We start from the raw sequence: 11566 nt of genomic DNA on the forward strand, positions 1-11566 counted from the left end.
GACATGAACCGACGCAAGTTTCTGAGCGGCGTTGCCGCAGCTTCCCTCGCCATTGCCATTAGCCCAACCGCATGGGCCTTCGAAGGTGCCGAACTCTATGCCAGCGAGAAGACGCTGTACGAAGCCGCGCGCAAGGAGGGCCTCGTGGTGTCGTTCGATACCGGACCGACCTGGGCCAACTGGGCTAACCAGTTCAAGGCTTTCCAGAAGCGCTACCCGGGCGTCGAGATGGTCTATAACGACCTCGGTTCGGCTGCGACCGTCGTTGCCCTCGACAAGGCGCGCAATCGTCCGCAGGCCGATACGGCCTATTACTTTGCGGCGTCTGCGCTCGATGCAGCAAAGGCCGGCGTGGTCGATGGCTTCAAGCCGGTCAATTTCGACAAGCTTGCCGAGCCGCTTCGCGAGGCCGATGGCCGCTGGTTCACCATCCACACGCTCAGCGTGGCCTTCCTGGTCAACACCAAGCTGGTCAAGAACGTGCCGGAGAGCTGGGCCGATCTGCTCAAGCCTGAATACAAGAATGCAATCGTGTATCAGGATCCGCGCTCGACCGGGCAGGGCCAGGTCGTTGCCTTCGCCGCAGCCTTCGGCAATGGCGGCAGCATGGACAATGTCGCGCCGGGCATCGACTATCTGGGCAAGCTGACCAAGGCCGGCAATGTGCTGCGCACTGTCGGTACCACGCCTTACGCACAGTTCCTGAAGGGTGAGATTCCAATCTGGATCGGCTACGAGAACGATGGCCTGAAAGCCAAGTTCACCGACGGTCTCGGCGATGGCGTGTCCGTCGTGATTCCGAAGGAAGCGTCGGCCGCCGCGCCATACGCGATCTCGCTGGTGAAGAACGGTCCGAACCCGAATGCCGGCAAGCTCTGGCTCAACTTCATCATGAGCGAAGAAGGCCAGAAGATCTTCGCCGAGGGCTATGTGCGTCCGGCTGTGCCCGGTGTCAGCCTGCCGCCGAGCGTTGCCGACAAGATGCCGGCCGCGCCGCAGGTGCAGGCGATGGATATAGCCAAGGCCACCGCGAAGAAGGCCGAGATCGATGCCGGCTGGGCCAAGGCCGTTCTCGGTCAGTAAACTGAATTAACGAGCAATCCCCGCGTCAGCGCGGGGATTGCCTCTTTCGTCATCCAGCAACAAGGACCACGATGAGCGCGCGCGTTCCGACATCCATGCTCGCCGCCTTTGCCGTTCCCGGCAGCGTGGTGCTGGGACTGTTCTTCCTGATCCCCGTCTGTGCGGTGCTCGTCGGCGCCTTCGCGGACGGCGGCAGCGCCTTCAGCCGCCTGGCGAGCGATCCGGTGTTCTGGAACGGTCTGCGCGGCACGATGGTGCTGGGCACCGTGGCACCGCTGTTTTCGCTTGTCGTCGGCTTCTGCGTAGCGCTTGCATTGGTGCGGTTCGCGCCGGGCCTACGGACGGCAGCGCTTATCGCGATTTCGCTGCCGCTGACATTTTCGGGGCTGATCGTCGCCTACGGTTTTATCCTGCTGCTCGGCCGCGCCGGCTTCGTGACATTGTTGCTGGCTAAGCTCGGCTTCGATCCCGCGGTGATCGGCGGTTTCATCTTCTCACCGGTAGGACTGGGACTGGCCTACTCCTACTATCTGGTGCCGCGCGTCGTGTTGATCGTGCTGCCGGCGATTAGCAATTTCGATCGCAACCAGATGCTCGCCTCGCGCTCGCTCGGTGCGGGGAGTTTCCGTACGTTGATCGAGGTGATGTTGCCGCAGATATTGCCGAGCCTGATCGCGGCTTATTGTCTGACCGCCGCCGTTGCTGTTGGCGCTTATGGCACGGCGCTGGCACTGGCCGGCACGCAGGTGAATATCCTGCCGCTGGTGCTCTACAGCAAGATCTCGGAGACGGGGACTGATTTGCCGGCCGCATCCGCAGCATCGATCGTGCTGGTGGCGATCTGCGCCATCGTCGTATCGATCGGTGAGGCAATGCGACCGCAGCGCAAGGCGTAGCGAGACGGCCGTAAGCTCACTGCTTGCTGGCCGTCCATCGGCCGCTGCAGCCATTCGACATTTGCATCGAACCGCCGCCACCGCGGCCGGACAGGCGGCCGGTCATGACCGCGCTCACGCTGCCGCTGCTGCCGACCCCTTGCAATGTACCGCTCGGACTAATGCTGCCGCCTCCGCCAACGCTCCCACCGGAGATCGTCAATGTGCTGCTGGCGGTCTTGCCCGCACACACCGACGATTGCCCGATGAATGCGATCAGCCAGGTGCCATCGAATCTGGCGGCGCTGCCGCCGCCGTCACCAGAGTCGCGGCGGGCCGGAGCTGCACGCTGCTCGGATCGCTCGCGGCGGGCTGGCTTGGCGGCAGGCGGTTCGGAGGACGAGCCGGACAGCGACTTGTTGTCATTGCCGAGGCTGCCGCCGGTCGCGCCCTGACTCCATGCGTGGCTGCCGCCGAGTGCGATGATGAGCAGACAGGGGAGGATGACGGATTTCATGATGACCTGCGGGGTGTCATGGGCGGTTACTGCTTGCTCGCGACCCAGCGGCCCGAACATCCATCGGATCGCTGGAAAACTCCCGAACCGGTACGGCCGGAGAGGCGACCCTGGCTGGTGACGCGGATGCCGCTGTAATTTCCGCTTCCACGCACTGCCCCGTTGGCACCTACCGCGGCGCTGCCGTCTTTGCCGATCATCCTTCCGTTGGCCACGACGAAGTTTTCCGTGAATGTGTCGGAACAGCCGGAGGTGCCTGCGCTCGATATCGACCAGGCGCCGTCGAAATTTCCGCCGCCTCCCGCCCCCTCACCACGGTTGCGCGAGGTGGTTTGACGGCGCGGCGCGCGGCGCTCGGAGCTTTCGCCTTGGGCAGGCGCCGCCGATCGGGACTCGGGGGAGGAGCCCGACAGCGTCTTGCTGTCGTTGCCAAGGCTGCCACCTGTTGCGCCCTGTGCCAGAGCTGCGTCTTCCGAAAATGTCAGAATGGCCAAACCAAACAGAAGTACAGATCGAAAAATCATGTTCAATAACTTTCAAAAACAGATTGAAGTTACAATTTCGCGTCAGGCCCCATCGTGGCGTTGGCGCAGATGGCGCCGACGATCGGACATGATTTTCCTGTCTTGGTGCATTGATCGATGGCCGCATCGCGCGCTTGCGCAAGCGTGGGCCGCGCGACAAGCGACCAGTTACCGCCGAGAGCTGCGAAGGCGCCGCAATTCGCTCCGTAAAACGACAGTTCGAGCGGGCAGGGAGCCGTGCCGCATTGGGCGCGTGCCTTGGTTACGGCTGACTTGCGGGACGGTTGATCCCACGACATGCCCCATTTCTTGTTCTTGATGTCGTAGACGATCGAGCCCCATTGCTTCTGGTCGCTCGCGCTGCGCAAACGCTGCAGCAGGCCCTCGGTCGCCTCTCCCGTTGGTGGCATGCCGCCCTTGACCTGGAAATCGCGGATCGCCACCGCGATGCCATTCTTGCTGTTCAGCGGTTCGGGATCGAAATTCAGCTCATAAAGTCGGTCGCTGATTTCCGTAAGCTTGACCGGGTCGGTGATCAGCAGCTTGTCGAAGTCGATCCGCGGTGCATCGGGAAGGCGTGCTTCCTGCACAGGCTTCTGCGGCACGACGAGTGGCACGGGTGCGGGAGGAGCGACGAAGTAGAATGTGCCATCGATCGGCGATGACGACACCCATGGCTGTTGCGAGCCACCAGTGGCGCGCTTCACTGCAAGGCCGACCTGATTGAAGGTCTGGAAGATATCGAGACCGGCTTGGCGCACAGTGGTCGCCAGTGCCTTGGTATAGGGGCTGTTACCATCGCTGCCGTCCTGCGCCACGCTGCCGGGCTGGGTCGCGTAGGAAATCAGCGTTCCTTCCGGTGCGCGCATCTGGGCGAGGCCGCCCTCAGAGGCACGCAGGCCACGCGACCCGAACGGATTGTTCCGGCAGGCATCGAGAATGACCATGTTGAGGCGCGTGCCGGAGCCCTGCATCTGGCGTAGCACCAGATTAATATCGACCATCTGGAAATCGACATCCGCCTCGCGGGTCGGATTGGCATTCACGGGCACGAGGTAGTTGGAACCGCTGACCTGCACGCCGTGGCCCGCGTAATAGAATAGAGCAACGTCAGCGCCTTGAACCTGCCGTCCAAAATTCTGCACGGCGAGATCGAGTGCGCTTTTGTCCAGATCCAATTGCGCAGTGCCGCCGATCAGCGTGAAGCCGAGACCGCTCAGCGTCTCCGCCATCAGCTTCGCGTCGTTCTTCGGATTATCGAGGCGGGTGATGTTCTGGTAGCCGGAATTTCCGACCACAAGCGCGATGCGCTTCTCGGCCAATGCAGCGCTGGCCGAGAGCAGCAACGTCAGGGCCATCAGCGCGGCAATTCGCGCAAGCGACCTGACCGGTTGGACGAAATGGTCCATCAATCCCATCCTGCAATGGGACATATCCTAGCCCGGATCGCATGAAGCGCAATCCGGGCCAGAGCCTGAGTGCAGCCTAATTCAGTTGGTCAGCATGATCCGGCCGACGACCTTCCCGGCGCGAAGTTCATCGATCCACTTCTGGGCATCGCCCATCGGCTCCGCCTTCATCGGCGTCGGCTTGAGCTTGCCGGCGCGGGCCAGAGCCATCAGCTCCTTGGCTTCCTCAAGCGTGCCGACCATGAAGCCCTCGATGGTCATGCGCTTGTAGATCCATTGCACCATGGGCAGGCTGAACTCGCCACCCATCAGGCCGGACACCACGATCTTGCCACCGCGCGCCACTGTGGCCACCGCGAAGTTCATGGATTTGTCGTTGCCGGCAAAGTCGACTACGCCGTCGAAGCCGCCGTCGTTTTCCTTCACCATGCGCCTAGCGACATCGGGCTCGGAAGGGTCATAGGCGAAGGCCGCGCCGTTCTTCAGCGCGGCTTCGCGTGCCGCCGGGTTGAGATCGGCCACCGAGATCGGTTGCTTGAACATCGCCTGCGCCAGCGCGAGGCCCGCCATGCCGACGCCGCCAAGACCGACCAGCAGCAGGTTGCGCTGTCGTGGGCGGTCGACGAGACGCTTGAGCGCGCCATAGGCGGTGATGCCCGAGCACATCAGTGTCGCCGCCATGTTGATCGGCAGAGGATCGTAATCGAGCAGATACTTCTCGTCCGGTACCAGTACATGCGTTGCGAAGCCGCCGTCGAGTGCTACCCCGAGGAAGCGGTTCTTGGTGCAAAGGTTCTCATCGCCGGCGAGACAATCGCGGCACTTGCCGCAGCCGATCCATGGGAAGACGGCCTTCTTCGTACCGATCAGCGATCGATCGCCATCGGGACCGACTTCATCGACAATCCCCGCGATCTCGTGGCCAAGGGTGAATGGCAGCGTCATGCCGCGCGTGGTGTCGAGCTTCTTGCCGCCGCCGAGATCCGCGTAGCCGTCCTGGATGTGCAGGTCGGAATGACAAAGTCCGCAGCACTCGATGCGGACCAGCACTTCCTTGCCCTGCGGCTTCGGCGTGTCGACGATGGTTTCGCAGAGCGGAGCGTCGAATTTCACCAGAGACTGGCGTTTCATAAGAGCCATTTTTGTTTTCCCTAGACTTCGTTGCATCCTAGCAATCACAGGATGGGGGCGAGTTCAAGGGTGCGAAAGAGCGCCAGGTTTGCACCTTCTTGCCGACGTCGCGGTCGTCTTGAGAGGCTCACGTCGCGCGCATGCGGGCCCGGGCTGCGCGGCGAATACTAAGCCTTCTAAGGCGCGACCGTGCGGGGGAGATTTGTTCTGGCACGGGCTCGACCACCGCCTGCAGCGGGCGCGCATAGTCGAGGATCAGGCCGGGCGTCCATGCCATTGCTTCGGCGCGGCGTCGCAATACGCTTGCAACCCACAATTCGGGCGTGGCCACGGCCTGAAAAAATGCGCGCCACAGCGGTCGAGCAATTGCGGCTGGTGAGGTTGTAGGTCGTATCAACGCGGTAGGTGCGCCAGAAGTGGCGGACGCGAACGCGGTCGATGCGCGTGAAACGGATATGTTCGGTGGCTTCGCACCATCCTTCTGCTTCCTCGGCATAGCTCGGCTGGAAACGGCCGGGCAGGTCGTTCTCGACACCGGCATGTGGGGCGCGGGTGCGCTGATCGGCCCGGTCTTCGCCGGCGCTGCGATGCAGGGACTGACGCATGGGCTGCCGCTGTTCGTGGCACTCGCCTGCACATGTTTTATGTGGGCTGCTCTCAAGAGCCCGGCGCAGGACATCAAGGCGTCGGAGTAACGCTCTTTGCTTTCCTGAGCTCGGACAATTCGCGCGCCATAGCAACGAAGCCGGACACCGGGACTGTCTCTGCGCGTCGTGTGACATCGACATCCGCGGCGGCGGCTAGCCGTTCCGGATCGACGCCGAGCGATTTCAGGCTCTGCCGCAGCATCTTGCGGCGTTGGTTGAAGGCTGCGGCCGCGACCTGTTCCAGCAGCCGACGCTCGCAGGCCTCGGGCTCCGCACGGGGAACGAGGCGCACGACCGATGACGTCACTTTCGGGGGGGGCGTGAAGGCGGCCGGCGAGATGTCGAACAGGATTTTGGTTTCGGCGCGCCAGTTCGACAGCACGCCAAGCCGGCCATAGGCTTCATCATCTTCGATGGCGACGATGCGTTCGGCGACCTCGCGCTGGAACATCAGCACCATCATGTCGTACCAGGGCGGCCACGGCTCGGTGCACAGCCAGTCGATCAGGAGCTGCGTGCCGATATTATAGGGCAGGTTGGCGACGATCTTGGCGCGCTCGCCTGATAGCATCGGGCGCGGATCGAAGGTCTGGGCGTCGCCGATGACGATCTCGAGCCGACCAGGATAGTGCGAGGCGATTTCCTTGAGCGGGCCGAGTGCGCGCTCGTCACGCTCGACGGCGATGACGCGCCTGGCGCCCGTCGCCAGCAATGCACGGGTGAGGCCGCCGGGGCCGGGACCAACCTCGATGACTGTGCAATCTTCCAGCGGACCGGCGGCGCGTGCGATGCGTGCGGTGAGATTGAGATCGAGCAGAAAATTTTGGCCGAGCGATTTGCGTGCCTGCAGATCGAAACGCTTGATGACGTCACGCAGCGGCGGCAGATCGTCGATCGTGCTCATGTGGATTGCGTCGCGGCCATGCGGGCCGCGAGTTTGAGCGCCGCAATCAGGCTCGACGGATTGGCGTTGCCGGTGCCGGCGATGTCGAATGCAGTGCCGTGATCGGGCGAGGTGCGGATGAAGGGCAGGCCGAGCGTGACGTTGACGCCCTCATCGAAGGCGATGGTTTTGATCGGGATCAGCGCCTGATCGTGATACATGCAGATCGCGCAATCATAAGTCGCACGGGCTGCCGGATGGAACATGGTGTCGGAGGGCAAAGGCCCGCGTGCATCGATGCCTTCGTTCTGCAACACGGTGACCGCGTGCATGATGAAGGCCTGCTCCTCGTCTCCCATCGAACCATCTTCGCCGGCATGCGGGTTGAGGCCAGCAATGGCCAGTCGCGGTCGCTTGATGCCGAAACGGGCCTTCATGTCGTTGACCACGATGCGCGCGGTGGCGGTGATCAGCGGGCCGCTCAGTTGGGCAATGGCATCACGCAGCGAGACATGGATCGTGACCGGCACCACGGCCAGTTCGGGCGACCACAGCAGCATCACCGGCAGCGGGACCTTTCCGTCGCGGGCGGCAAGCTCGGCGAGAAATTCGGTGTGGCCTGGGTGAGTGAAACCTGCGCGATAGAGCACGCTCTTGGCGATCGGATTGGTCACGACGGCGCTCGCGCGGCCGGCCTCCACATCCGCGACGGCCTGACGGATCGAGGCGATAGCTGCGGGCGCGCTGGAGGCGTCAGGACGACGCGGAGGCGCGGTGACGGTCTGCCCGATCGACACCACCGGCAATGCGTCAGGAAACGTCTCAGTGGCACTGGCAGGCGTTGCATCGGCCAGCGCGATGTCGAGGCCGAGCGTCCTGGCACGTTCCGCCATGAAATCACGGTCGCCAAGCAGATAGAACGGGGGCAGGTCGAGCTCGTGTCGGCGCAGCCAAGCGGCAATGGCAATGTCCGGGCCGATGCCGGCCGGTTCGCCCAATGTCAGCGCAAGAGGTTTGGTCATGGTGCCGCCCTAAGCCAGTCGCGGCCTAAGCCGGATCGGAACTAGCGATATTCGATCATCGCCGCCTTGCGCAAATCTTGCAGATAGGATTTCGACTTCGCCTCGAATTTGTCGGCGAACATCTTTTCGCGGACTTCGCGCTTCTTTGGCGTATCGACCTTGGTCGGCTTGCGAGCGCACAACGCGACCATTTCGACGCCCTGGCGGGTCACTTCCGGAGGCGTGAGACGTCCGATCGGGGTCTTGTCGAGCAGTTCTCGCAGCGACGGCGGCAGATCGGCGGAGGTCTTAACCACGGTGTCGCGGATGGTCGCATTCTGCATCGACTTGAAAGTGCGGTTGGCGTCTTCGCAGCTCTGAATACGCTCGCGCAGCCCTTCGGCTTCCTTGTGCCGCGCTTCCATCATACCGGATGCCGCACCGCGCGGCACGACGAGCACGACGGGCCGCATCTGATATTCGAATGCTTCGGTCGTGGCGTCGCCGCCCGCGCTCTGGACGGCTGTATCGACTTCCTTTTCGCCGACCTGCAGGCTTTGTTTGAAGCGCCCGCGGACGATCGCGTTCCAGACCATGTCGGCCTTCAAACGGCTTTTCAGCGTGTCCGGGCGGATGCCTTTGGACGCCAGCGACTGCACCAGCTGATCCGGCGTGAGGCGCATGCGCGAGCTCATGTTCTGAAATGCACCGTCGACTTCCGAGGCACCGGGCTCGACGCTGTATTTCTTGCCTTCCTTGATCTTCACCTTTTCGCTGATCAATTCGTCGATCACGTCCTGTCGGCTATTCGTTTTCGAACCCGACAGCGCATTCAACTTGGTGCGCTGTTCGATATCGAAATTGGTGATGGGCTCGCCATTGACCATGACGGCAACGGACTGCGCGCGGGCAGGCGATCCCGCGCAAATGAGAAGAGTGACCGCCGTCGCCAACGTGGCTTGCAGAACGCGTCCGGAAATCATCGTACCCATCATTGTTAAAACCGCGGTGTCAAAGCTCTCTTGAAAGCAGAATTCGCATACATCGCGATGGAAAACGGAGATTTCACGGCACAAAGGACCGATTAGTAAGTGCCGCCGGTTCCGCTCGCAGACGTGGTATTGCCAATTGTCCGCAGGCCTATCTGGAACATAACAGTATGGCTCAGAACGGGCGGCGTGCTCAGATTACTCACGTAGTTGTAGGACGTGACATAATTGACGCCGAGCACGAAACAATCGTCCACATAGCCTGCGCCGACCGTGTACTGGTTGATCTTGTTGGCCTCGAGATCCCAGCGCGCGCCACCGGTGACCACCCAGTTTGATGCCAATTTGATCGAGCCGGTGCCAAGGAGGCCTTCGCGGCGGGTGAGGTAGCCCAATTCCGCCTGCGGTGCGTAATTGCCATACATCAGGCTGACCGACCAGCGGTCGAAGCTCGCGCGACCCTCCGCCTCGAAGCGCGAGATGTTGCCGGTCGCCTCGTCGATCCGCGCGCGGGTGCTAACCGTATAAGTGCGGTTCGGCGAATAGGCGAGGCTGGCGACATAGTCGGAGCGCGAGGTGGCCAGTCCCGAGTTGACGCCGGTGTTGGTCGTATCGGCGACTGCGAACGAGTTCAGGCCGAACAGCTGGTAGGACTGACCGAACAAGACTTTGACGGAGCCGCCACGATCGAACTGTGTGGTGGCCTGCACGCCTACGTTGGCGCGGCCGCCGCCTTCGACACGGTCGTAACCGGAGAACTTGTTGACGCTGAACAGATTGCTCGCGTCAAAGCTCATGCTCTGCGCGTCTTCATTCGGCAACTTACCGGCGTAGGTTTCGTTCGGACGAATGATGACCTGAGCGATGGGTTCGAGTGTCGTGGTGCCCCACGGCTGAACGTTGATGAACGGATAGCGATATTCGAGGCCTACGGTCGGCATCACCCGCAGCGCGGTCGTGTCGCCGGTCGGCAGGAAGTTGGACACGCCGGGCTGGTTCGAGATCGAGGCATCGATCGCATCGACGCGCAGGATCGCGAACGGCGTGAAGATCTGACCGAACGAGTCCGTGTAAGAACGGCGCCACTGCGCTTCGCCGGTCACACGGGTATAGGTACCCGGAATGCCGTTCATCAGGCAGTTGGCTGGCGTTCGTGCAGCGGTATCTGCGGAAAGCAGGTTACAGGCGCTCAAGCCGGTCAATGGATCGACCTTGGCATTGATCGGCGTGAATGAGGCCTGATCACGGCTCAGGCTGGTCATATTGAATTTGTAACTGAACTCGCCGCCCAGAATGTTCTGGTTGAGGACGTTGTTGTAATCGATCACCGGGTGAATGACCGGGACTTGGCTCTGGCTGCCGGAGAAGCTCAGGTAATAGATCGTGCGTGCATCGAAGAAGCTACGCTTGCCGACGCCTGTCAGATAGAGCTGCGAAACGGCTTCCGTCTGCAGATTCAAAAACGAGGCATAGGGATCCCGGTACATCGACAGCCGGTAGTCCTGCAGGAAGTTGTAATCGCTGAGTGCAACCGCGTCCCAGCCCCAGACCCATTTGTCGTTCAGCGCGAACTGGCCTTTGGACTCGACTCCGCCGCGCCAGTCTTTGTCGCCGACCGTGTTGGCGAAGGCGCTACGATCCTGCTGATTGATGCCATAGGCACGGATCTGGTAGGCGCCATCCATCAGGCGCTGCCGGAACTCTCCTTGCATCAACAGGCCCTGCTTGCTGGTGTAGCGTGGCGAGATGGTTGCATCGTAGTCAGGCGCGATCGCCCAATAGAACGGCGTTTCAATGCCGAAGCCTGTATTTGTGTTCTGCGTGAAGCCCGGCATCAGGAAGCCGGTCTTGCGCTTCACCGTCGGATCGGGCGTCGAAAAATACGGGATATAAGCGAGGGGGACGCCGAAGAACTCGATCCGGGCGTCCTCGAAATACATCATCTTTTCGGTCTGGTCGTGGATGACGCGGGCACCCTTGACCTGCCACAGCGGCGGCTTCTTCGGATCTTCCTTGCAGGCGGCGCAGGCGGTGTAGACGCCGTTCTGGAACACGGTGTAGTTGCCGGCGGTACGCTCGGCGCGTGTCGCGGCCATGCGAGTCGCATCCGCGGTATCGACACGGAGCGAATCCACGAAACCGTCGCGGTAGTCGTCGCTGAGGTCGAGCAGGTTGGCATAGGTGATCTTGCCGTCGGCGTCCGTCATTCGGACATTGCCTTCGGCATGCAGGCGCTTGGTCTTCTGGTCGTAGATGACCTTGTCGGCCTCGACCGAGGTGCCGTTGTAATACATCTGCACGCTGCCGACGGCGGCGACGCGCGAGTTATTATAGTCGTAATTGACCTCGGTGGCCTGCACCAGCATCTGCCCGGTCTGGGCCGCCGGCGGCGGCTTCGGCCGGGTGGCCGGGCGGTTATAGGTGAAGCTCTGGGCATGGACAGGTGTCGTCGTAGCGGCGCCAAGCGTCACGGCGACACACATCATAGTTGCGGCGATCGACGCAAT

General features: G+C 62.1%; 11 protein-coding genes. 3 read left to right on the top strand and 8 right to left on the bottom strand.

The features are described 5' to 3' along the window. Positions 1–3 precede the first annotated feature (3 nt). Positions 4–1083, top strand: coding sequence for an extracellular solute-binding protein (locus AB8A33_RS11135; RefSeq protein WP_439092780.1), 1080 nt, complete (start codon positions 4–6; stop codon positions 1081–1083). A gap of 71 nt (positions 1084–1154) precedes the next feature. After that, complete coding sequence (locus AB8A33_RS11140) at positions 1155–1979, top strand: ABC transporter permease (RefSeq protein ID WP_439092781.1); 825 nt, start codon at positions 1155–1157, stop codon at positions 1977–1979. 16 nt (positions 1980–1995) lie between these two features. On the opposite strand, the gene AB8A33_RS11145 is transcribed toward AB8A33_RS11140, so the two are convergent. From AB8A33_RS11145 to AB8A33_RS11160, 4 genes are all read right to left on the bottom strand, one after another. After that, positions 1996–2475, bottom strand: coding sequence for a hypothetical protein (locus AB8A33_RS11145; RefSeq protein WP_439092782.1), 480 nt, complete (start codon positions 2473–2475; stop codon positions 1996–1998). 26 nt (positions 2476–2501) lie between these two features. Next, the gene (locus tag AB8A33_RS11150) at positions 2502–2999 is read right to left on the bottom strand and encodes a hypothetical protein (RefSeq protein ID WP_439095909.1); all 498 of its coding nucleotides are present in this window, start codon (positions 2997–2999) and stop codon (positions 2502–2504) included. A gap of 29 nt (positions 3000–3028) precedes the next feature. Then, positions 3029–4408 (bottom strand): caspase family protein, encoded by a 1380-nt coding sequence (locus AB8A33_RS11155; RefSeq protein WP_439092784.1) that lies wholly within the window; start codon positions 4406–4408, stop codon positions 3029–3031. A gap of 81 nt (positions 4409–4489) precedes the next feature. Further along, the gene (locus AB8A33_RS11160; protein ID WP_439092785.1) at positions 4490–5548 is read right to left on the bottom strand and encodes an alcohol dehydrogenase; all 1059 of its coding nucleotides are present in this window, start codon (positions 5546–5548) and stop codon (positions 4490–4492) included. Between the two features lie 407 nt (positions 5549–5955). Here AB8A33_RS11160 and AB8A33_RS11165 point away from each other — a divergent pair, with 407 nt between their 5' ends. Further along, the gene (locus AB8A33_RS11165; RefSeq protein WP_439092786.1) at positions 5956–6234 is read left to right on the top strand and encodes a hypothetical protein; all 279 of its coding nucleotides are present in this window, start codon (positions 5956–5958) and stop codon (positions 6232–6234) included. Here the strand turns inward: AB8A33_RS11165 and rsmA are convergent. From rsmA to AB8A33_RS11185, 4 genes are all read right to left on the bottom strand, one after another. Continuing rightward, entirely contained in the window at positions 6218–7090 is an 873-nt protein-coding gene (gene rsmA, locus AB8A33_RS11170; protein WP_439092787.1) for a 16S rRNA (adenine(1518)-N(6)/adenine(1519)-N(6))-dimethyltransferase RsmA, read from the bottom strand. The genes AB8A33_RS11165 and rsmA overlap by 17 nt on opposite strands. Beyond that, positions 7087–8091: a 4-hydroxythreonine-4-phosphate dehydrogenase PdxA gene (gene pdxA, locus AB8A33_RS11175; RefSeq protein ID WP_439092788.1), complete on the bottom strand. Its 1005-nt coding sequence runs from the start codon at positions 8089–8091 to the stop codon at positions 7087–7089. Before pdxA ends, rsmA begins: the two co-directional genes overlap by 4 nt. A 41-nt stretch (positions 8092–8132) precedes the next feature. After that, positions 8133–9062 carry a SurA N-terminal domain-containing protein gene (locus tag AB8A33_RS11180; RefSeq protein WP_439095910.1) on the bottom strand — a complete coding sequence of 310 codons (930 nt, stop codon included), beginning with the start codon at positions 9060–9062 and terminating at the stop codon, positions 8133–8135. Between the two features lie 92 nt (positions 9063–9154). Next, complete coding sequence (locus tag AB8A33_RS11185; protein WP_439092789.1) at positions 9155–11545, bottom strand: LPS-assembly protein LptD; 2391 nt, start codon at positions 11543–11545, stop codon at positions 9155–9157. Between the last annotated feature and the right edge of the window lie 21 nt (positions 11546–11566).

The sequence above is a fragment of the Tardiphaga sp. 813_E8_N1_3 genome (assembly GCF_051811025.1).
Classification (GTDB): Bacteria; Pseudomonadota; Alphaproteobacteria; order Rhizobiales; family Xanthobacteraceae; genus Tardiphaga.